The organism is Prevotella aff. ruminicola Tc2-24 (assembly GCF_900110895.1).
Classification (GTDB): Bacteria; Bacteroidota; Bacteroidia; order Bacteroidales; family Bacteroidaceae; genus Prevotella.
Genome location: NZ_FOIQ01000001.1, coordinates 421,238 through 443,711, shown reverse-complemented (window position 1 = coordinate 443,711; position 22,474 = coordinate 421,238). Strand labels below are relative to the sequence as shown.

The window sequence follows — 22,474 nt, the reverse complement described above, 5'->3', positions numbered from 1 at the left end:
TTTGTTGATAGATGATTTTAAATTTAGATAAATGGCAGCATGAGGCGGTGGCTGCCATCGATGCGCAGGGTAGCCAACTGACGTATGGCGGACTGCGTGACTTTGCGGTACAAGCCGGGATGCTGATGCCGGCCCGGTCGTTGTTCTTCCTGTTGGTGGAGAACAATGTGGGGGGCATCGCATGGACCATCGGGAATATCTGTGCAGGGAACGTGCCGCTCATTCTGAACGCACATCTGGACGAAGGATTATATAAGAGTCTCTTTGAGCTCTATCAGCCGCCTTTCGTCTGTATGCCTGAGGCGATGGCCGAGCGGTTCGACTATGAGGTCGTCTTGACGTGTTTCGGTTATACGCTGATGAAGACAGGTTGTGAGGCGTGTCCGTTGCATGAGGATCTGTCTCACCTGTTGCCGACGAGTGGTTCTACGGGCAGTCCGAAGCTGGTGCGCCACCAATACGCGAATATCGAGGCGGCAGCCTTGAATATCTCCACGTTCTTCGAACTGACAGAGAATGACCGCCCGTTGATGGTGCTGCCGTTGTATTACACGATGGGGCTGTCGATGGTGTTCAGTCATCTCTATGTCGGAGCAACCATCTTGATTACCAATCAGAGCATGACCGACCGGAACTTCTGGCGGTTCATGAAAGAGGAGCATGCCACGAGCTTTACGGGTGTGCCCTATAGCTTTGAGATATTGAACCTCATGCGGTTCTTCCGCATGGATCTGCCCGACCTGACCCTTCTGACACAGGGTGGGGGCCGGATGACCAAGGAACTGAACCTGAAGTTCGCGGAGTTCTGCCGTGACAACGGCAAGCGGTGGATAGCTACTTACGGCCAGTCGGAGTGTACGGCTCGTATGGCCTGGTTGCCCGCTAAATGGGCCGTCGAGAAGGTGGGTAGCATCGGTATCGCCGTGCCCAATGGTGAGCTCTCGCTCATCGATATGGATGGTCAGCCCATCACCACCCCTCATACCGAGGGAGAGATGTGCTACCGGGGTAAGAACGTGACGATGGGCTATGCCCGCAAGCGTGACGATCTGCTCTTAGGTGACGAGCGTCATGGCTTTATCCGTACGGGCGACCTCGCTTATTTCGATGAGGATGGCTGTTACTATATTGTCGGTCGTATGGGGCGTTTCCTGAAGCTCTTTGGTATGCGTGTCGGCCTCGATGAGTGTGAGCGTATCGTGAAGGGCGCGTTCCCCGGACTGGAGTGTGCCTGTGTCGGCACCGATGAGAAGATGCTGGTCTATCTCACCGACGAGAGCTACAAGGATCGGGTGAAAGAGGAGCTGGTCAACCGCCTGAAGCTCGTTGCCACCTCCTTCGAGGTCCGCATCATCCCCGCCATCCCCAAGAACGAGGCCGGCAAAACCCTCTATGCCCAATTAAGTAATCAATAACCTCCTTCCACGGTCCCTGAGCCTGTCGTAATCGACCTCTGGTCGCTTGGCTCGTCCAAGAAGGGGAAACCGCGGATAAAGCATCGAAGGGAATACCACAAAGAAAAAACAAAAAACACAAAATAAAATAATGGAAAATTTAGAAAAGTACAACCAAGCATTTATAGAAGTGTTCGGCGCCAAGGCCGAAGAGTTGAATGACAGCTACAGCAAAGAGACCGTAGCAGAGTGGGACTCCGTACATCAGCTGAGTCTGATCTCACAGATGGAGGATGCTTTCGACATCATGTTCGATCCCGAGGATATCATGGAGATGACCTCCTATGCCAATGGCAAGGCCCTCCTCCAGAAATACGAAGTAGAATTGTAATTCTTCAATCCTTCAATTTTTCAATCTTTCAATCCTTCAATTTTTATAGATGGCTAAGTGGGAAATTAAGAACGTCAACATCGCCGGTGTGGCCATGGCCGTACCGGAACACACGGTGAAGACGGCAGATATAGACCTGTTCACGGCAGAAGAGGCAGAGGTCTTCGACAAGACCGTCGGCATCAAGTCGCGTCATATCGCCCCCGATACGATGTGCGCCTCGGACATGTGCCAGGCGGCAGGTGAGAAACTATTAGAGGAATTAGGGTGGGAGAAGGACAGTATCGATGCGCTGATCTTCGAGTCGGTGACCGGCGACTATCGCACACCGCCTACCTCCTGTCTGTTACAGTACCGCATGGGCCTGTCGGAAGACTGTTTTTGTGTGGATATCCCGATGGGATGCTGCGGTTGTATGTATGCCATCACGGTGGCAGGCAACCTGCTGACCACAGGACAGATCCGTCGTGCCCTGCTGTTGGTCGGTGATACCGCCCTGCGCATGGGCTCCATGAAGGACAAGAGCCGTGTGCCCTTGTTCGGTGACGGTGGTACGGCCATCGCCCTGGAGTATGACGAGACCGCCCATGATATCATCATCGACTTCCATACCTTAGGTAAGGGCTATGAGGCCCTGATGACGCCTCATGGCGGTTTCCGCCATCCGGCCACCCCTGAGAGCTTCGAGTACGAGGACTTCGGCAATGGCATTGTCCGTGCCCCCATCCATACGATGATCAATGGCATGAACGTGTTTTCCTTTGCCATCAGCCGTCCCCCGAAGTCAGTGGAGCAGTTCCTGGCGGATCATCATATCGACAGGAATACCGATATCGACTATTTCCTGATCCATCAGGCCAATAAGATGATTGTCGATAGGGTGGTGAAGAAGCTGAAGCTGCCACAGGAGAAATGTCCTTATAACCTCGAGGAGTTCGGTAACCTCGGAGGTGCCAGCATCCCGTCGCTGATGGTGACGCGTATTGCCGATAAACTGAGAAAAGAAGAGACCACGATCCTTGGCTCTTCCTTCGGTCTCGGTCTGAGCTGGGGCACGATGCTCCTGAAGACCAAGCCGATGGTGGTGCCGGAGATGGTGGTATTGTAAAATATTTGTCTAGTGGATACTGGTGAAAATAATAGTGAGATATGTCAGAATTAGCAATTCAAAGAGTCTCATATAAAGAGTTAAGTGAATTCAAGTACAAAAGTTTCGATGACCCATACGAAATTGTTGCTTTCATGACCGACCATCTTCGAGAAACAATGTTAGCCTGTCCGAATAACGAGGATAAGAGTAAGACCGCATTGTATATTGCTACAGATGGTAATGTGGCTGTGGGTAGAGTGTTGCAATTTGGTACAAAACTGAAGGCTGACGGTGAGATTGTTTCTGCCCAAACAGGTGGAAGTACATATGTTGAAGAAAAATATAGGCCTTTAGGCGTGGGTGCTTCTCTTTTGTTTGCATCAAAGAAATCTGATGAATATGACTTTAAAATCAACTCTCTATTCTCAAAAATGATAGTACCGATGTTGCTCCGGTTGAAATACATCATATTTGAGATCCCTCAGTATGGGATTTTGCGAGATTTAACCCCCATGTTCGCATCTGTCGGTTTGAAAGGTATTCCATTAAATGTATGTGGAACGATAGCGAATCTGCCCATCCGTTTGATGGATGTTATTAATAAAACCAAAAGGAGGAAATTACTTAAGAAGTTCGTAGTTCGGAAAGTTACTGAAGTGCCAGAATGGGCAGGCGAAATAGCTTCTAATGATAGCCATAAATATATGGAATTGCATGATAAGAAATGGCTTCAATGGAATCTTGACTATAACATGAATGGTTATCCAGATGACAAACAGTCTTTTTATACAATTACTGATAAATCGGGGAAACCTGTCGGTTTCTTTATGACAAAAGAAAGATTCGAAGAAAAAGCCGGACGTTATCATAATGTATTGCGCGGAACGATTGTAGAATGGGGGACGGTTGATCCTGATGTGTTGAGTGAGGCGGATATTAATCTTTTAGCATTATATTCTTTTTCACCGAAAATATTTCTTGTTCTGACAGTTACAACTGAAACAAAAACAGCCAAGATGTTAAAAAAAATGGGCTTTTTAAGGCATGGAATATTACAAATGGCTATTTATGATAAGAAAAAGAAGTATGATGATATTGGTAACATCAATTTGTGGCGAATCCGCTATGGAAGTTGTAATACAATCATTTATGGTCAGACTCCGCATCAAATCAGTTAACTTGTACCAATTTTATGGGTATCTTTTTAACTGGTCATATGTCTAATGGTTGAGCCGATTATCCTAGAAAGTGAAGAGATTTTAGATAATGTGATAGAACTGTGAAATATGAAAGAGTTCGAAGGAAAAAAATTATTGGTATTGGGGGGATTTACACTGGCCTGTGACATTGTTCGTGCTGCCCAGAATCTGGGAGCATGTGTTATTGTCGCAGATTATAATCCTGAAAGCCCTGCTAAAGATGTAGCTGACAAGTTCGCCTTAATCAGCATATTGGATATAGATGCGCTGGAAAAATTCTGTCGTGAGGAAGGTGTTGACGGTGTGACAACCGGTTTTGTTGATATATTGCTAAAACCGTGTTACGAACTCTGTCATCGTTTGGGACTGCCTTGCTATATGACCCCAAAGATGATAGAGGTTAGCACGAATAAAGTGGAATTCAAGACGGAGTGTAACAAATATGGAGTTCCTGTTCCACAGACATATTTGGTGGGAGGTGAGATTACTGAAGAAATCTATCAGAAGATTAGTTATCCTGTATTTGTAAAACCTCTTGACAGTAGCGGTTCCAGAGGTGCCGGAGTATGTTATAACAGAGAAGAGTTAGACGCTCGTTTCGAGGAGGCTCTGAGCTATTCCGTATCGCACAATGCAATCATTGAGGACTATATTACAGGACGAGAGTTCCTCCTTGATTATATTGCTGTGGATGGCGAGTTCAGGCTTCTATCCATGTTCGATAGGTATATGACCCCCGATAGAGGAAGTGCCGTGAACTATTCTAATATAAGCATGACGCCTTCAAAAGCTATAGACAAGTATCTTGCTGAAATCAATGATAAAGTCATTGCTATGTTCAAGGGACTAGGCTTTAAGGATGGAGTGTTGTTTATGCAGGGCTACTTTGATGGTAATAAAATAACGTTCTTCGAGATGGGATGTAGATTGGGAGGAAGCTATTATAATCATCAGCGCGCTTGCCTTGGCCATAACGCTATAGATATGGTTGTACGTTATGCATTAAAAGGAATTATGACCGAAGAAATACAGTCAATACCAACGGACATTGCAAAATATAAAGGTAAATATGCGTTGGATTGTGACTATCTTCTGAAGGGATCAGACGAAACAATCGCCCAAATTGTTGGTCTTGAAGAAATTAGGAAGATGAGTTGTGTTGTCGAGATTCAACAGTTCCATGACGTAGGTTATCATTATGTGAAAGACCGTACCGTCGATAAGTGCGTAGTTGATGTAGAAATCGTATGTAATTCGCGCGAGGAGGTGATAGAAAAAGTCAACTATCTGAATAAGACTTTTGATGTTCTGAATGAAGAAGGTGAGTCACTGCTTATAACTAAACTGGAACCTGAAGAATTATTTAAGGATTAGTATATGGAGAGAAAGAAACTTGTTGTATGTGGTGGCGGTAATAGTTCACACATACTAATTCCTTTTCTGAGAGATTCTATATTTGATGTATATGTCTATACGTCTCGCCCTGAACAGTGGTCAAAGACTATCGAACTGGAATGGCAGGATGCGACAGGAAAATGTCTTGATTCCTATTATGGAGAAATTGTAGCGGCATCGAATAATGCTTCAGAACTGTTTCAGGATGCAGATTACGTGGTTTTTTGTATGCCCGTACATAAATACCGCGTGGCATTGCATGACATTGCACCATATTTGAATAAGGAAAAAGACGTATTTCTTTGTACTCTATATAGTCAGGGCGGATGGAACTGGATGGTAAATGAGGTTAAGCAGAAGTTCGGTTTACAGAATGTCGTAACCTTTGCGTTTGGACTAATACCTTGGATTTGCCGTATTAAAGAATATGGTCATAAGGGTATTGTCTTTGGTGTATCTAAAATTGCAAACTTTGCAGCGGTTTATCCCCAGCATTATTTTAGCCAAGTTTCAGAAGAATTGATAGTTCCTATTTGTCATAACAAGATAGTTAATGAGCAAGTAGAACAAAGTCCAAACTTCTTATCGCTTACTTTGTCAGCAGATAATCAGATTATCCATACATCCAGATGCCTTGGCCTTTATAAGGTTTATGGAAATGAATGGGATAAGAAGGAAGACGTACCTTGGTTCTATAAGGACTGGGATGATTTATCTGCTGATATACTGAAGGATGTTGACGCTGAATATACAGCTATAAAGAATGCTATTAAGAATAAGTATCCAGAGAAGGACTATTCATATATGCGTGACTACATGGAGTTGGAGCGGTTCGGCTATAATTCGGAGATACATGATATAAAGGCTTCATTTACAGATTTTGGCACCTTGGACTCTATTGCGACGCCTGTTGTTCAAAATGAGAGGGGAAAGTGGGAGATTGATAAGAACTACCGGTTTTTCCTTGACGATATTTATTATGGAAATTGTGTTGCGAAGTGGATGGCAGAGCAGTTGAGGATAGAAACACCAACAATTGATGAGATACTTCGATGGGCGCAAATAATGAGAGGTGAAACAATTATTGATGATAGTAATCATCTGGTTCTTGGGTCAGATCTTCTACAACCTTTAAAAACCGGTATTCCTGTGGTTTATGGTTTTAATTCAATAGAGGATTGTATTGATTGATAATGTTTTACATTAAACTTAAAAATGTATGAACATAAGTAACTTAATATGGCATGGGGTGTACGATTGCCTGCGTGAGAGAAAGAACGTTCGTAGAGAATTTCATCATATTAAAGACCCTCGTTTTCTTGAAATAGCCAATTCTTATATCCTTACTAAAGAAAACAAGGAAGCCATAGATGAATTCTATACGACCAACTATGGCGAAAGGATTCCTTATATATGGCATCAATACTTTTCTGCCCACTCTGGGGTTTTTGATCCACGTTATTTCCCAAATCTTCTGCTTCATCCATATTTTGAGCATTATATAAACATGAATCGCCATTATGCTTTTGTGTTTGAAGATAAAAATGTGTTGCCTTATATAGCTTCATGTGCTGGTATAAAAATGCCACAGACGATTCTTTCAAAGACATGCGGAATAATGCGAGATGGGGATAGCCGAATAGTAAACGATAAGAAAGCACTGGAGATCTTAACCGCAAAAGGGGAAGTTTTTTGTAAATTATCAACAGGCTCTTATGGCGGCAGAAATTGTTTTGTGATAGATTTTGAGGACACCAAAGAACCGCCAATGAAAATATTGAATGGTTTAGGCTCAAATTTTGTAATTCAAGAAAAGATACAATGTCACGAATCTATTGCTAAGATATATTCAAAATCAGTCAATACATTTCGTGTGATTACATATCGTTGGAAGGACGAGTTCCGTCAATTGCCGGTCTTTATGCGAGTAGGACAGGGAGGTGCTGTGGTTGATAATGGTGCAGCAGGAGGCATGTTCTTAGGTGTTCACGCAGATGGAACTTTAACAGAAAAAGCTGTAATGCCATACAAAACATGTATACTATCTCATCCTGATTCAGGTTTGGTTTTCAAAGGGCATAAAATTGATAATTTTTATAAAGTGTGTAGCTCAGCCATCCGTATGCATCAAATGATGCCACAGGTCGGAATGGTTTACTGGGATTTTACAATTGATAGAGTTGGAGAACCTGTTTTAATAGAATGTAATATATTCAATGGTACAATTTATGCAATACAGATGACTCATGGAGTTCCTGCTTTTGGAGAACATACGGCAGAAGTTTTACAATGGATAAAAAAAATGAAAAAAACATCTTATAGCAAGCGCAATGATTATGCATTTGGCTATTAGCGGTTAAAATTCGGATAATGAATAAACAGGATTTGCTGTAGTAAAAGTTGTTTCTTCAGGTGTTCTGCTAGCATAAATCAAAAAGATCATATTGAGAGTAAAGTATGAAAAAAGCACTATTTGAAGGTTCATCAGTGGCTATTGTGACTCCATTCAAGAATGGAGCGATAGACTATAACAAGTTTAAGGAACTAATTGAATTTCATGTTGCAAATGGAACTGCTGCAATAACCGTTGCAGGTACAACTGGTGAGAGCTCAACGCTTTCAGATAAGGAACATATTGAACTTATCGGAAAATGTGTTGAGTTTGTCAATGGACGTATAAAAGTAATAGCAGGTACAGGAAGTAATGAAACTGATCATGCTATTTTCTTGAGTAAAGCTGCAGTAGATGTTGGCGCAGATGGTTTACTCGTTGTTACACCATATTATAACAAGACTTCTCAGCATGGGCTTATAAAACACTATCTGCAGGTCGCAGATTCTGTCTGTGCACCCATAATTCTCTATAGCGTACCAAGCAGGACAGGAATGTCCATAAGTGTAGAGTCTTTAAAGATATTGTCAGAACATCCCAATATTAACGGTCTTAAAGATGCTAATAGTGATTTCGAAAAACTATTGGCAACTTTTGCTGCGTGTGGTGATAATCTGAATATTTGGAGTGGTAATGATACAGAAATTGTTCCAATGATGGCTTTAGGAGCCAAGGGGGTAATATCTGTTTGGGCAAATATCGCTCCTTTAGAAGTGGCAGAATTGACAAATGCTTGTATGGAGGGAAATTATAAGAAAGCTGCTAAAATGCAAATTGATGCATACGAATTGGTAAGGGCATTATTTATTGAGACCAACCCTATGCCTATCAAAGCGGCCATGAATATGATGGGCTATAATATAGGAGAGCCTAGGATGCCACTTTGTGAATTGATACCCCAAAATGAGGAATATCTTAAAGAAATCCTACGTAAGTACAATTTGTTGAAATAGGTGGTGAGCCATAATGTGATAAAATTTTTCTTTTCAATATTTTGATATGTATATACATTTCCTAAAACGGATGCTGGATTTCTGCATTTCTCTAGTTGCGATAATATGTTTATCGCCGTTATTACTGATTGTAACTATATGGCTGCATTATGCCAACAAAGGGGCTGGCGCTTTCTTCTTTCAGGAGCGAGTCGGCAAGAACTGTAGAACCTTTACAATTTATAAATTCAAGTCAATGACTGATGAGCGGGATGATAATGGAGATCTGTTACCTGACGCAAAGAGATTGACAAAAGTTGGTAGATTTGTACGCTCTACAAGTATTGATGAGCTACCTCAATTCTTCAATGTTTTGAAAGGGGACATGGCCTTGATTGGTCCGAGGCCATTGCCGTTGTCTTACAATCCATATTATAACAAAACAGAGCTACGTCGTTTTGATGTTTTACCAGGCATTACTGGCTTAGCTCAATTGAATGGGCGCACGAGTTTGACGTGGCAGCAGAAACTGGCTTATGACGTGGAGTATGTCGAGCATTTGTCGTTTATTCTTGACATGAAGATATTCTTGCTCACTATCTATAAAGTGTTGAAGCGTTCAGATGTAGGCGTAGAAACCAGTGGCACGGTAAACTTTTATGATGTACGTGAAGAGGAATGGCGTAAGGCTGGTAGACAAGACCTGATAGATCACGCAAGAGCAGAAGTTGAACGAATGGGATTGTCTCTTTGACAGTTGATTCAAGTTAACAAAATGACTATGCTTGTTCATCCAGTTCACGAGTAATGAAAGGAATATTAGCAGCGGAAGTAGACATATGGCTTTTAAAGAATTAGGTAGTGAGTTCTGGATAGTAAAAAATTCTTTTTCAGAAAAGGATAAGAAATACGTTCTTGCTGGTAGAACTGCTATTGACTTAATTATTCAAGATATGATAGCCTGTGGCGGTAAACATAAAAGTGTATGTTTACCAGCCTATTGCTGCGAGTCGATGTTACAACCGTTCATAGACAGGGGCATAGATATTCAGTTCTACGATGTTACGTATGAAAAAGGAGAATTGAAATATCACTTTAATGATCAGACTGCTGATATTCTCTATGTAAGTAATTATTTTGGTTATAACAATACACTTCCCGTTAGCATTGTTCGGGATTACAAGCTTAAAGGGGTGACAGTTCTTTATGATCGCACTCATTCTCTTTTTAGTGATGATCACTTTCATCGGGAAATGGCTGATTATTGTTTTGCCAGTATTCGTAAATGGATGGGTGTTCCATGTGGCGCATATTTCTCAAAGAATAAAGGCAACCTTTCCTTGTCTAAATTAGAAGACTGTCCTTATCTGAAAGAGAAAGTTGAGGCGATGCAGATGAAAGCTGCGTATATGCGAGGTGATAATTCTGTAGAAAAACAGCAGTTTCTGAAATTATACAGTAGCTTTGCTTATCATTTGTCTGAAGATTACCGAAATTATGGAATGGATGGATTGTCTTTGCAAATTTGGCAGGATACAGACTTGCAAGAGTTAAGAACGAAACGTAATGCAAATGCAGCTTATTTACAAAACAATTTAAAAGAAATACCTCAGATTAAACTGATGTTCTCACTAACGGAGAATGACTGCGCTTTATTTGTACCAGTGCTGTTTGCGACAAAAAATGTGCGTGATGATGTAAGAAAGTATCTCATAAATCATTCCATCTATTGTCCTGTTCACTGGCCAAAACCATCCTTGATTCCATCAGCAATGAGAGCAAATGACCTCTATGACCGCGAGCTTTCGCTTTTGTGTGACCAGCGGTATGGCATAGAGGATATGCAACGCATAGTGGATACCATCAAGGAATACTTTGAAATCAAGAAATATAGACTAATATGAAAACAATTCTGATTACGGGAATCGGAGGATTAACCCCTCGTTCTATCACAGGTATTATCCGTGAAAATCATCCAGACTATCATTTGATAGGGGTTGATATCAATAAAAGGGCAGTAGGATTTTTTATGAAGGGACTGCTCGATGAGTATTATGTGTGTCCCCGTTGTACAGATGATGCCTATTTCCCCTTTATAGAGAAACTTGTGGCTGAGAAGCATATAGATTATGCTTTTGTCCAGCCAGAAAGTGAAATAGTGGAGTGGGGTGATTATTATGAGAGAAATGGCAAGTATCCATGTCCTGTGTTTATGGGATCTAAGTTGCTCTCTGTTTCTTTGAAGGACAAGAGTATCATGGCTGATTTGTTGGAAGGAACAGAGTTTATCCCTAAAACTATTAAGGTTACACAGGAGAATCCTCGATATGAGGATGTGGAAAAGGAGATAGGCTTCCCTTGTTGGATACGTGCTACGGAAGGTACAGGTGGCTTAGGTTCACTGAAATTAGAAGACCTGAGTAGTTACAAATCATGGTTGTTTATTAACAGTCGTATTCCGGAGTTCACAGTGAGTGAGTTCCTGACAGGTCGTCATCTGGCCAATGAGATGCTCTATTATAATGGAGAATATGTCAAGGGAGCAGCTCTGGAGTGTGTAGAGTATGTGATGGCTAGTACAGCACCGTCGCATGTGACAGGCAATACTGCTTTTGGCCGATTTTTGAATGAAGATCGTATTAACGAGTTCTGTGACCGTTGTATCAAATATTTGGAGCAGAAACTAAACGTTCCTGCTCATGGTATTCTTTCCTTCGATCTGAAAGAAGACAAAAATGGCGATATTAAAGTGACGGAGGTGAATATCCGTCACATGGCTTATGCAGGTGTAATGGCTCATGTGGGATTTGACTTGATTGAAGATACTATCAGGATTATGGAAGACGGCAATGCTGATCGTGTAGAACGAGCACCTTATTATCATTATGAAAAGCCTTATGTCTTTTTGAGAGATGTTGACGTTGAGCCTATCATTCTTGAGAATGAGTATTTATTCGGATATTAAAAATAGCATACCTTTTATCAAAGAAACTTCTCGAGCGGCGAATTACTATTATATGATCTCGGATTTGTATGTAGATGGGAAAAAAATCAAATTGGTATGTGCTCACACAACCAACGGGGCGATAAAGATTTGTCGGGCCCAAATCAAAGAACTGATTGAAGAATTCGCGACGTATGATAGGGTGATCATGTGTGGTGACTGGAATACTACCAACTTCTCTCAATTCAAGAAAGCTGGATATTCTTTAGCGAATGATAGTTCTTTGATTACATTCCCATCGAAATCCTATGCTCTTGATAATATTGTGGTAAAAGGCCTTCACATTGATGATGTGAAAGTCATTAAGACGAATTTGAGCGATCACTATCCGTTAGTGTGTAGAATAACCGTGCATTAGTTGTTTTTATTATGATAACAAATCTAAGGGAGTATCTGTGGCGTAAATTAGTCAGGTTCTATCCCTGGTATCTACGTAAAGTCTATAAAATGGATATTGGTCATGTGCTGATCTCATGGAAAGCACATTTGGATAAATCCATTAATCCTCGAGGTATCCATATTGGTGATGGTACTCGTGTGTTGAATGGATCAATGATCCTGTCTCATGATGCTTGTCGCAGCTTAAAAACGGACACATACATAGGCAAGAATTGTGTGATAGGCGTTCGTTCTATTATTCTTCCTGGGGTAACGATTGGCGATTCATGCATCGTAGGTGCAGGAACTGTTGTTACGAAAGATGTTCCTGCAAACAGTGTTGTTGTCGGAAATCCCGCAAGAATAGTAAAGACGGGTGTCATCGTAGTGAAAGGAAAGATTGTTGATCCTGGACGAAAGTGTAATGAATAGGCTGCGTTGAAGGTCGGAAAACTGGAGGAGCAGTCGTACTCGTATGTCATAGAAAACCATTTCTCCCCGGCCATATCGGTCGGGGAGAAATGGTTTTAGAGGGTAGGGGCTAGAGATCCTCGTATTCTGTCTTCGCGTCGAAGCAGGGACAGGCCTTGCGGACACCGGGCAGGTCGCGGTGGCCGAGGATACGGGCATTGGGGTAGTCGGTCTTCAGGGAGCGCAGCAGGGCTGTCAGCGCGGCCTTCTGGGCCTGGGTACGGGTGTCGGCAGGCTCTCCTCGCTCGTTGAGACCGCCCTCATAGCAGATACCGATACTGTGGGCGTTGTACTTCCTGGCATGGGCACCGGCCACCTCCTCGGAGCGGCCTACATGCAGCTGGCCGTCGCGGGTGATATAGTAGTGGTAGCCGCAGGAGGCGAAGCCACGGGCCCTGTGGCAGGCCTCGAGGGCTTCGAAGGGGAAGCGCTGGTCGCAGCGCGTGGCACTGCAGTGGATCACGATCAGATGGATCGTTCGCATGGTTTGGAACATCGTGTGTGGCATAGGGCTACATGTTTTAGAGAAACGTTCTAAATGCATCAGGAGGGGATGCAGCTTTGGACAGCGATGGTTCCAAGGACTGTGGTTAGGATGGTTGCGATCAGGCGCAACACTTTCTTGATTGTTGAAAGTTTTATTTTCATCGATCTTTGTTTAAAGTTTATTATTCAATAAAAGGAAGCCATGCTTCGGGCTGCATTCATGACAGGGATTGGAGTTGTTTCTGTGCATGGACAGACTGGTGTGTCATTGCATCACCCCGGAAAGCATGGCTAGGAGACTTGCGGTTTTCTCTGCGGTATACCCTTCGACAGGCTCAGGGACCGCAGAGGGCGTTAGTCGCCGGAGGCGGTGGAGGTGGCGGCGTTCACGGCGTTGTCGTGGGTCTCCTCGAAGACCACATCCTTGATGAGGGTCTTGGCCACGACGTACTTCTGCTTCACCTTGCCGTTCTTGTTCTCCTGACCGACGACGACACGCTCAGTCTCGGGCTGGAAGAGCACGCGGCGCGAGGTGATGGTGGCGGCACCGCAGTCCTCCTTCTTGGCGACACCGATGCTGGAGAAGCCGACCTTGAAGATGCCGATGCCGGTGAGGTGGACCTTCTGGCCGAGCTCGAAGTAGTGCTTCATGGCCTCGCCCAGCTCGGTGAGCACGGCGATGATGTCGCTTCGCTTCACACTGGCCTGCGACTGGATGTAGTCGGCCAGGTCCTCGGTCTCGATGAACTTGCTGTCGTACACGGCCTGGGCGTAGTACTTGCCGTAGGCGACCGACTCGGGGTTCTTGTTCTGACTCTTGATAAACTTCTGTGACATGTGAATAAATGATTTAGTTAAACATAGGCCGTTGATGCCGAGGGGGGATCTTTGGCTTAAGGAGATGCCTTCTATGAGCTATCCGGATAGGCTCTATGGGTCATGGAGATAGGGTCTATACCCCTATAGGGATTATCTCCATCAGTCGTAGATGACGTCTCTTTCACCGAAAGGGATTATCTCTTTCACCCTTACTTGGGGGGTGCTCGGCCCGCTGGCGTTATCGGTTACAAAGGTACAACATTTCAAAGAGCGATTTTCCGTAGTAGGGCGTAGTAGGACGCAGAAGGGCGTACTTTTCCTTACTTGGGCGTGGAAGGGTCACTACCTTGCTTCGACATGCTCAGCAACCGTGACCCCTTACTTTCTGCGGTCCCTGAGCTTGTCGAAGGGAATACCGTGACCCTTCTAGGTGTCGCCGAGGTCGATGCAGAACTTGTCGCTGATCCACTTGACGATGACGGGGGGCAGTACGATCATGCCGGGCCTCAGACCCAGAGCTTCCAGCTCCTGACGGAAGGGACGACACCAGTTGGTAAGGGTTTTTACAGAGACGCCGGCACGGTGGGCGATTTGTTGACGGGTCATGGACTTCATGAAGTTAAGAGTTATGAGTTATGAGTTAAGAGTTAAGAGTTGAGTGGAGTTATGAGTTAAGAGTTAAGAATTAAGAGTTAAGAGTTAAGAATTGGGAGGGGTGGGGTTAGATGAAGGTTAGGAGGTCTGAGGGGGGATCAGCGGGGTGACCGAGGTCCAGGAACTCTATCAAGTCGATCTTGGCGGCTTTCTGGGCTGGGGTGGCTCGCTGCTCCAACAAGGAGCTGATGGTGACGGGATGACCGAACACGTCGCTGGCGGCCTCGGCGACCTCATGCCAACGGCGATAGGCTGTGCCCTCCGGATCGGTGTCGGGGAAGAGTATCAGCTGCAGGTCTTCCAGCGGCATCAGCTTCGAGACATTGAGCTCCGTCAGTCCGCCGGAGGCCATCCACAGATAATCGGGAAACAGCTCGGAACAGATGACGGCGGTCTTCTCGGCCTCGACAATCGCGACGGTCTTCGGGGCGTTTCCTACTTGTGGATAGAAGTCGGGCGACAGGAGGTGGAGACCGAAGAGACAGTGCTCTGACTTATGGTCGGCGGGGATGCTGAGGTGCTGCCGTCTCATACGACTGACAATCCAGTCGGGGGTATGGTCGTGGTCACGGTGACAGTCGTCTCGGTAGAACATGATCTTACCGTCACGCACCTTTCCTTGGCGGTCGGCCTGCCAGAAAATGACACCGCCGTCGTCGGAGGTGGTGAGCTGATAGCGGATGGCTGCATGGAGCATCTGGTCGTCGGTGAGATAACCGTTGGCGACGGCGGCCTGACAGAACAAGCTTGAGGTGTCCCCCTTTATACTGGCCCCCATTAGGGGGCTTAAGTATAAGGGGGCCTCGGCTAATCTGTCAGTCTGGGAATAGGGTTGATTGTACTGGTTCATGTTGATGGGGGGTGTTTTGACGTTCTGGATTTAGGGTGTAGATGATTCGGCCAACATGGTCGCGTGACTTGAGGATGATGCCGAGGTTAACTGCCAGTGCCATGATCTCATGGTACTGCTTGTAGTGGTTGATATGACCAAGTTTCATGACACGATCCTGCAGCTCTTTATACGACAGAATGGCTCCTTTGGCGAGGGCTTGGGAGTAGAGGTCGAGGATCTCGTCGGTCGACATCTTATGGGCCAGCTTCTCGTAGTCGACAGGCATGCCTACCTGTCTCGGCAGACCGTCGTCGCCGACGGTGAAATACAGGCGGTCAACGATGTCATACTTCCGGGTGTGGGTCTGCTCCAGGGCGAACGTACGGTTGGCATCTTTCTCACAGACATACACCTCGAAGGCTTTATTGGTCAGCTCGGTACCAATCCAACCACGTAGGTTGCGGTCTTCCGATGACTTGTTCTGGTGAAGCACACAGACGATGCAGCAGGCCGTCTTAGACGCCAGTCGCATGAGGCGTTCGACGATCTCCTGTGCCAGGACGCCGTCGTTGATGTCGTCGACAAGGTCGCGGATGCCGTCGACGATGACCATGTCGGGACGGTAATGCCCGACAGCTTGTTCCAAGAGTCCCATACGTTGCTTCCAACTGGTGGATCGTACGTTGAAAATATCAAACAGGCTGGCATGATAATTCTCCGGACCAACCATCGGGATGATTCGGTGACGGAGAATGTCTTGTGTCGACTCCTCGCTCTGCTCAGTATCATACCAGAGCACCCGCATCTGGGGCTCTGGCTGACGACTGAAGCTGAGCACATCTGAACGGGCACAGCAGCTCATCAGCATCGAGGTGACGAAGGTCTTACCCGACTTCGCCTTGCCGGTGATGGCCACCAGCTCGCCACGCGGGAAACAGGGTCGTCCGAACAGTCGGAAGAGGAAGTCCATGGTAGGCAGTTCCTTCTCAGGGGTGATGCGTAACTCCTCCAGGAGCAGCATCTCTGGTGTGAGACCGGACGTCTCGCCGGCATGCGAGAGCTCGATCTCCACCAGATGAAAGGCCTGACTATCCATTGGTCTCCTTCTTGGATTGTTTTTCGGGCTTCTTCTTGGCGTGGGCGGCGTTGATCTGGTCGCCATACTTCTCGGCTATCTGCAGGATTTGCACACGCATGGCCTCCCACAGACGGTTAAACTGCGACTCGTTGACCACCATCGCGAAGTTGATGATGATACGGAGCAGTCGGAGTCCCCTCATGTACGATAGCCGTTTGATAGTTAGCTCCTGACGGTTGAGACGACCGTTGCTTGAGATTTTCAACCTGAGGCCACGGCTTTCCTTGGCCTCGAACATCATGATCACGGGTTTAAAAGAGATAAGGAAAACATGAAAATCTTTCATAGTTTTCGTTTTTTAGTTAAAGGGTTTATTGGTTGGTATTATACAGAGGAGACTTTCTCCACTGCAACCTCAATGTTAGAACACATTGTATTGGTGGTGCAAAGATACACAATTTTGACATATAATTGTTAGAACATGTCTTAACAATTTGAGGTGTGATGATACTCTTTTAACGTAGATTAACATAGTCCCGCGGTCTCTATGCCCCCATCTGCGGTCCCTGAGCCCCCCATCTGCGGTCCCTGAGCCTGTCGAAGGGACGGAGCTTGTCGCGCTCGAGCTTTGCTCGCTTGAATCGCCCAAGAAGGGAAAAATTCTACGCCATGCAAAACCGCATGGCGTTTTTTTTTGCTCAAAATTTGATAGTTACAAAAAAATACGTTATCTTTGTCAGTAATTACTGTTGGCATCGGTGGAATGCTTCTACACCCGAATATACAAATGAGAGTATTATTTGTAACAAGAGGTTTCCCCTCAAAGGAAGATCCCATGTCTGGCAATTATGAGGCCGTTCAGGCTAAAGCAATTGCCGCAAAAGGATATGATGTCTCTGTGATTGCCATTAAATGGAGAAATCCTCTTCATATTTTTGAGTGCAACAAGGTGAATCATCGGGTTGTTGATGGTATTCATATATACGAGTGCGTAAGAATAACGATGTTCATCCCTCATATCTACTTTCCTAAATTAGAACGATGGGTTAGACAAAGGCAGTTTCTTGGGGTATTTCGTAGATATATGAAAGAAATGGGAATGCCTGATGTTGTGCATGCTCATATGATTCTTTGTGCTTCACCTGCTATGGTTTTAAAAGAGAAATACCAGTTGCCTGTTGTTATTACTGAGCATTGGAGCCAAATGAACAAAGAAAGGACGCTTAGATGGATTCTGAATGATACATCAGCATATACCCAAGCAGACCAAACGATATGTGTTTCTGATGCTTTGGCTGAGAGCGTTAAAAAGAAGTGTCATGTGGATAGTATTGTCATTCATAATATGGTGAGTGATCAATTCTTTGAATCTCAAAAGATAAAGCACCAAGAAGGTTCGTTTAAGTTTGTTGCAATAGGCGCTTTACGTTTTGATAAGAGGTTTGATTTGCTTGTAGATGCATTCTATCTATGTCATTTCCCCAATCATGTATCATTGGAAATTGTTGGAGATGGCAAGGAACGTCCTTTGATTGAAAGTAAGATTAAACAGTATCATCTTGAACAACAAGTGAGGCTGGTGGGGCTGAAGACACCTGAAGAGGTCAATGAGCTGCTTGGTCATTCTGACTGTTTGGTTCTTTCCAGTCGTATTGAGACATTCGCCATCGTGCTTATAGAGGCGATGGCAAAAGGCCTTCCTGTCATAGCCACGAGATGCGGTGGGCCGGACACCTTCGTCCGTCCGGAAGACGGCCTCCTTGTTCCTAATGAAGACGCGGAGGCGTTGGCCGGGGCCATGACGTATATGAAGGATCATTATCAGGAATATGATGCGGAGGAGATCCGACAACATTGTCACGACAATTTCTCTCAGGATGTCATCGCGGATAAGATAATTGAGGTATATAAACAAGCAATGTCGTCTCCACGACAAGATCCGGTTGGGGGCTAAATCTACGTCATGCAAAACCGCATGGCGTTTTTTTTTTGCCCAAAATTTGATAGATACAGGAAAATGAATTATCTTTGTATCGAGAAAGAGAAACTAAATGAACAACCTAATCATCATAGGAGCGGGGGGCATGGGACGCAGCCTCTATGACAACGCGCTGGAAAGTGTGGGGTACGGTGAGGTATTCGTGGTCAAAGGATTCATCGATGATAACCTCGCCGCATTGGATGGGTACCCGAACTATCCGCCGGTTATTGGTACCATCAAGGATTATATACCGCAAGAGAATGATGTGTTCGTGTCAGCTATAGGTGGGGCCTCGCGACGGGCCTGCATGGAGGCGGTGATAAGTCGGGGCGGGACGTTCATAAATCTGATACACTCGACGGCGCGTATACGTAAGAACGTGAGACTGGGCACGGGGAACTTCATAGGGGCTTATGTGGCGATCAGCAATGATACGGAGATAGGCGACTATAACATGATACAGACTTACACGGTGATAGGACATGACTCGAAGATCGGTAACTGGAACCGGATCGACACTCACGTGGTGTGCGTGGGTGGCATCGTCATCGAGGATGAGACGGTGATCCATACGTCGGCGGTGATCAGTCATAATGTCACCGTAGAGACCGGTGCCCATGTGGGGGCGCTGAGCTTCGTCATTAGGAAGGTGAGGGCAGGTACGACCGTGACAGGTAACCCCGCAAAGAGATTAGTATAGAAGCATCCCCAGCCACAACAAGGCTGGGGATTTTTGATATGTCATCTTTTAAGTGGCTATAGATGCAAAGGGAGGCAATGATAAATCGCAATATACTGCGATTTTTGTAAATTTCAATAGCCGCAGAGGATTAAAACTGCTAAAAATCGCATTTTCAGGGGCCGCAGGCTCTGGGCTTGGGGAAAGAAAATATCGGTATTATGATGGCGTTTTCAAATCTTTTGCTTAAATTTGCAGCAATATTCTGTCCGGGATCAAATGGGACTCGGTCGTTTTATGTATTAGCACTTCATATGTTTCAAACATCATGGCAAAAGAATTTCCTGAGGATGTGAATGAGGGACTGGCGTGGCTCCGGTTCTCCTTGTCGCAGCAGGCGGAACAGCCTGTGGTGACCGACTGGGAGGCGCTCTATCAGTTTGCGAAGAAACAGCGGATTCTCGGGGTGTGCGCTCCTTTCCAGTATCAGGTGGAGATCGGACAGCAACTGCTCTTCCAGTGGCTTGCGGAGGTTCAGCAGATCAAAGGCTATAATGCGCTGCTGAACAAAAGGGTTATCGAACTGTATCGTGTCTTAGAGGGCGACGGGTTCCGGTGTTGTATCCTGAAAGGGCAGGGGAACGCGGAGATGTACCCTGAGCCGTCGTCAAGGATGTCCGGGGATATCGACGTGTGGGTGGATGCCGACAAGGAGACTCTCCAGCAATATGTGAGAAGCCGCTTCCCGGATGCGAAGGCGTGTTTTAAGCATATCAAGTTCCCGATATTTAAGGATGTGGAGGTGGACGTGCATCTGACACCGCTGAAACTGTATACTCCTTGGCTCCAGAAAAAGCTCCAGAGATGGATTAGCGAAAACAAGGAAGTGCAATTCAATCACGAGGTTATACTGTCTGGCACTGACATGCCCATCCATGTGCCGACGGTGCAGTTCAATGCGGTCTATCAGTTGGGACATATCATGATTCATCTGTTTGATGAGGGCGTCGGCTTCCGGCAACTGATCGATTACTATTATGTGCTGAAGAAGGCTCAGGAGCTCTCGGCAGAGGAGCGCCAGGAGATCGTTGACACGTGGAAGCGTCTGGGCATGTACCGACTGGCTACGGCGGTGATGTGGATCGAATATGCGATCCTCGGTCTTCCAGAGGATGCGCTGCTGGCCTTCCCGCATGAGTCGCGTGGCAGGTTGCTCTTGGCTGACATCCTCGAGGGTGGTAACTTCGGCCATTACAGTGTCCGTCGGGAGTATAAGAGGAGTGGGAAGGTATTCTCGAAGCGGATGATGTCTCTGCTTCGCTTATTACGTTTCTCACGGATCTTCCCCAGCATGACGTTCTTCAGCATCATCTACAGAACGATTACCGTCCTCCGCCTTTCTGTCAAATTTCCAGGACATGGTTGTTGATTGGAACTGTGTTGGAAATGATTTGTCGTCGTATTTGTTTTGAATAGACTGCCATGGACGTCTAAGAAAAAGGAAGAAGAGGAATAGAAAAGCATTTCCCCACAATAAGATAACAGTATCCCCCGGCTTTCTTGGCTGGGGGATACTGGTTTAGAGGGTTGGGGCTAGAGAGACTTATTGCCGGGTCACTACCTTGCTTCGACAAGCTCAGCAACCGTGCCCCTTCTACAATGTCGAAGGGAAATGTGGTGTTGGGTGGATAAATCTGTCGTTGGGTGGATAGTGGGGGCGTTTTTGATGTAGTTCTTCTATATTCGCACTATCAACGTTGATAGGCGGAATCCGAAAAGCCTAAGAATGAGTAGGAGAAACTAAAAATCTTGATTATGACTGAGTTAGAATTAATTGAAAACGCGAAAGTGTTTTTGAGTAGGACCATCGAGAGGTATGGCGCTAACATGAAAAATCAAAGGCTGCCCAATATTAGATATAGAGGCGCTGATGATTTTAATTTGCGAGGGGTCTTGCCTGCGGACAACATTCTTCAACTACATGCCCAAATGGATTATGGACTTACCGTTGATGATCTTATCTATGAGTTTTTTATCGTAAAGAACCATTTGTCTGACGAATACCCGAGAGATACTATTTTTATCTTCAGAAAGCCTGAGACAGCTGGTATAGAGTTATCTATATTGTGTCATGAACTCATGCATTTCTTCTTTAAAGGTATTGATAATAGTACCGATGAGGGACAAGGCTTTAATGAGGCTTGTACGGATTATCTTGCAGCTGAGATCTATGGAGAAGGTTATACAACGACCTATCCTGAATTTGCCAGAAGGGCGACAGAAGGGCCGATGATCTTTTATCGGAAATTCTTAGGTTTAGATGAAGCGGCCAAAAGACAGATTCTAAACATATATATGGGCTTATAGCCAAGAATTCAAACAATAATTAATAACCTAACATTTTAAACTTATGGCATTAGATTCATCACCGTCGCAGGTGGCAACCAGTGCGTTGCAGGCGATACCATTTGGTTCTATTATCGGAGGACCACTGAAGGCTTGTATTGAAGCGCAGGCTATGGCTGCGCAGACATCATGGCAGTTTATCCAGGAGGTCGGACTGAATACGGATACTTCCGGCAGAAAGGAGGCTGTAAACGTGACTTTCGAATTCCTACAGAATGGCCGAAAGTCTAAATTGAACGTCCCTCTGCTGACAATCGTGCCGATTCCGTACATCGCTATCCAGACCATTGACATCAACTTCAAGGCGAATATCTCCGCTTCTGCTTCTTCGGTCTCGGAAACATCGTCTTCTGAGAATCTTGATGTGGGAGGAGAGATCACGGCTAAGTTTGGGAAAGGTCCGTTTAGCGTTGAGGCTAACATCAAAGCGAATTATTCGTCGAAGAAGGACTCTAAGGCGACGCAAGAATCACAGTATAGCGTGGAATACACGATGGACGTGGCTGTTCATGCTGGACAGGACAGTATGCCGGCTGGTCTCGCCAAGGTTCTCGAACTGCTCGGAAACACGCTCGATGTGGTTAATCCGGATGGTGAACTTGAGGTGAGTGATACCTCTCTCGTCGTGCCTACCACCGGTTCTGTCAAGCTGATTGCTACCTATAAGAATCCTGACGGTCTCTACAAACCCGATGAGATTACGTTAAAACCGGATTCGACTTCTGGCAGTGAAATAAAAGGAACGGGTGACGGTACTAACATGGTATTCGATCTGAATGCTACCAACTGTGCTGATGGATACTACATCGTTTCTGCCGGTGACAAGAAGACGGTTAAAGTCAATGTGCAGATGGCCAAGACATCGTGATGTTTTAACTAAGTAATGTTATCTT

24 protein-coding genes are annotated in these 22,474 nt (G+C 45.4%); 17 read left to right on the top strand and 7 right to left on the bottom strand.

What is annotated here, in order from left to right:
* The first annotated feature begins 11 nt into the window (after positions 1 to 11).
* The 12 genes from BMY63_RS01950 (at position 12) to BMY63_RS01890 (ending at position 12,607) form a co-directional block, all read left to right on the top strand.
* Positions 12 to 1,415 (top strand): AMP-binding protein, encoded by a 1,404-nt coding sequence (locus BMY63_RS01950; protein WP_091914369.1) that lies wholly within the window; start codon positions 12 to 14, stop codon positions 1,413 to 1,415.
* Positions 1,416 to 1,545: 130 nt separating this feature from the next.
* The gene (locus tag BMY63_RS01945) at positions 1,546 to 1,785 is read left to right on the top strand and encodes an acyl carrier protein (RefSeq protein ID WP_091914367.1); all 240 of its coding nucleotides are present in this window, start codon (positions 1,546 to 1,548) and stop codon (positions 1,783 to 1,785) included.
* 49 nt (positions 1,786 to 1,834) lie between these two features.
* On the top strand, positions 1,835 to 2,893 hold the full coding sequence (locus BMY63_RS01940) for a ketoacyl-ACP synthase III (RefSeq protein ID WP_091914365.1): 1,059 nt from the start codon (positions 1,835 to 1,837) through the stop codon (positions 2,891 to 2,893).
* 41 nt (positions 2,894 to 2,934) lie between these two features.
* Positions 2,935 to 4,053, top strand: coding sequence for a hypothetical protein (locus BMY63_RS01935; RefSeq protein WP_091914363.1), 1,119 nt, complete (start codon positions 2,935 to 2,937; stop codon positions 4,051 to 4,053).
* Positions 4,054 to 4,161: 108 nt separating this feature from the next.
* A complete protein-coding gene (locus BMY63_RS01930; protein ID WP_091914362.1) occupies positions 4,162 to 5,448 on the top strand; it encodes an ATP-grasp domain-containing protein in 1,287 nt (428 codons plus the stop codon).
* A gap of 3 nt (positions 5,449 to 5,451) precedes the next feature.
* A complete protein-coding gene (locus tag BMY63_RS01925; RefSeq protein WP_091914360.1) occupies positions 5,452 to 6,660 on the top strand; it encodes an NAD/NADP octopine/nopaline dehydrogenase family protein in 1,209 nt (402 codons plus the stop codon).
* Positions 6,661 to 6,688: 28 nt separating this feature from the next.
* Positions 6,689 to 7,822, top strand: coding sequence for a sugar-transfer associated ATP-grasp domain-containing protein (locus BMY63_RS01920; protein ID WP_091914358.1), 1,134 nt, complete (start codon positions 6,689 to 6,691; stop codon positions 7,820 to 7,822).
* Positions 7,823 to 7,926: 104 nt separating this feature from the next.
* On the top strand, positions 7,927 to 8,814 hold the full coding sequence (dapA, locus tag BMY63_RS01915; RefSeq protein ID WP_091914356.1) for a 4-hydroxy-tetrahydrodipicolinate synthase: 888 nt from the start codon (positions 7,927 to 7,929) through the stop codon (positions 8,812 to 8,814).
* 46 nt (positions 8,815 to 8,860) lie between these two features.
* Positions 8,861 to 9,547 (top strand): sugar transferase, encoded by a 687-nt coding sequence (locus BMY63_RS01910; protein ID WP_091914354.1) that lies wholly within the window; start codon positions 8,861 to 8,863, stop codon positions 9,545 to 9,547.
* 85 nt (positions 9,548 to 9,632) lie between these two features.
* Positions 9,633 to 10,697 (top strand): DegT/DnrJ/EryC1/StrS family aminotransferase, encoded by a 1,065-nt coding sequence (locus tag BMY63_RS01905; RefSeq protein WP_143065694.1) that lies wholly within the window; start codon positions 9,633 to 9,635, stop codon positions 10,695 to 10,697.
* A complete protein-coding gene (locus tag BMY63_RS01900; protein WP_091914350.1) occupies positions 10,694 to 11,758 on the top strand; it encodes an ATP-binding protein in 1,065 nt (354 codons plus the stop codon). Before BMY63_RS01905 ends, BMY63_RS01900 begins: the two co-directional genes overlap by 4 nt.
* A 486-nt stretch (positions 11,759 to 12,244) precedes the next feature.
* Entirely contained in the window at positions 12,245 to 12,607 is a 363-nt protein-coding gene (locus tag BMY63_RS01890) for an acyltransferase (RefSeq protein WP_091914941.1), read from the top strand.
* 109 nt (positions 12,608 to 12,716) lie between these two features.
* Here BMY63_RS01890 and BMY63_RS01885 read toward each other — a convergent pair whose 3' ends face one another.
* The 7 genes from BMY63_RS01885 to BMY63_RS01860 form a co-directional block, all read right to left on the bottom strand.
* Positions 12,717 to 13,142, bottom strand: a complete 426-nt coding sequence (locus tag BMY63_RS01885; protein ID WP_256218895.1) for an N-acetylmuramoyl-L-alanine amidase — start codon at positions 13,140 to 13,142, stop codon at positions 12,717 to 12,719.
* Between the two features lie 47 nt (positions 13,143 to 13,189).
* Positions 13,190 to 13,294, bottom strand: a complete 105-nt coding sequence (locus tag BMY63_RS12500; protein WP_177178358.1) for a smalltalk protein — start codon at positions 13,292 to 13,294, stop codon at positions 13,190 to 13,192.
* A gap of 192 nt (positions 13,295 to 13,486) precedes the next feature.
* Positions 13,487 to 13,969 (bottom strand): HU family DNA-binding protein, encoded by a 483-nt coding sequence (locus tag BMY63_RS01880; RefSeq protein WP_177178357.1) that lies wholly within the window; start codon positions 13,967 to 13,969, stop codon positions 13,487 to 13,489.
* A gap of 408 nt (positions 13,970 to 14,377) precedes the next feature.
* Complete coding sequence (locus BMY63_RS12155; RefSeq protein WP_143065693.1) at positions 14,378 to 14,557, bottom strand: hypothetical protein; 180 nt, start codon at positions 14,555 to 14,557, stop codon at positions 14,378 to 14,380.
* Positions 14,558 to 14,672: 115 nt separating this feature from the next.
* Positions 14,673 to 15,383 (bottom strand): DUF6371 domain-containing protein, encoded by a 711-nt coding sequence (locus BMY63_RS01870; protein ID WP_091899473.1) that lies wholly within the window; start codon positions 15,381 to 15,383, stop codon positions 14,673 to 14,675.
* A 37-nt stretch (positions 15,384 to 15,420) separates the two neighbouring features.
* Positions 15,421 to 16,533, bottom strand: coding sequence for an AAA family ATPase (locus BMY63_RS01865; protein ID WP_177178356.1), 1,113 nt, complete (start codon positions 16,531 to 16,533; stop codon positions 15,421 to 15,423).
* Positions 16,526 to 16,861, bottom strand: coding sequence for a hypothetical protein (locus BMY63_RS01860; protein ID WP_091914342.1), 336 nt, complete (start codon positions 16,859 to 16,861; stop codon positions 16,526 to 16,528). Before BMY63_RS01860 ends, BMY63_RS01865 begins: the two co-directional genes overlap by 8 nt.
* Before the next feature lie 441 nt (positions 16,862 to 17,302).
* Between BMY63_RS01860 and BMY63_RS01850 the strand changes: the two genes are divergently transcribed.
* From BMY63_RS01850 to BMY63_RS01830, 5 genes are all read left to right on the top strand, one after another.
* The gene (locus BMY63_RS01850) at positions 17,303 to 18,469 is read left to right on the top strand and encodes a glycosyltransferase (protein ID WP_177178355.1); all 1,167 of its coding nucleotides are present in this window, start codon (positions 17,303 to 17,305) and stop codon (positions 18,467 to 18,469) included.
* Between the two features lie 97 nt (positions 18,470 to 18,566).
* Positions 18,567 to 19,196: a PglD-related sugar-binding protein gene (locus BMY63_RS01845; protein ID WP_091914336.1), complete on the top strand. Its 630-nt coding sequence runs from the start codon at positions 18,567 to 18,569 to the stop codon at positions 19,194 to 19,196.
* 307 nt (positions 19,197 to 19,503) lie between these two features.
* The gene (locus BMY63_RS01840) at positions 19,504 to 20,604 is read left to right on the top strand and encodes a nucleotidyltransferase family protein (RefSeq protein ID WP_091914334.1); all 1,101 of its coding nucleotides are present in this window, start codon (positions 19,504 to 19,506) and stop codon (positions 20,602 to 20,604) included.
* A 386-nt stretch (positions 20,605 to 20,990) separates the two neighbouring features.
* On the top strand, positions 20,991 to 21,542 hold the full coding sequence (locus tag BMY63_RS01835) for a hypothetical protein (protein WP_091914332.1): 552 nt from the start codon (positions 20,991 to 20,993) through the stop codon (positions 21,540 to 21,542).
* A 43-nt stretch (positions 21,543 to 21,585) separates the two neighbouring features.
* On the top strand, positions 21,586 to 22,449 hold the full coding sequence (locus BMY63_RS01830) for a DUF2589 domain-containing protein (protein WP_091914330.1): 864 nt from the start codon (positions 21,586 to 21,588) through the stop codon (positions 22,447 to 22,449).
* Positions 22,450 to 22,474 lie beyond the last annotated feature (25 nt).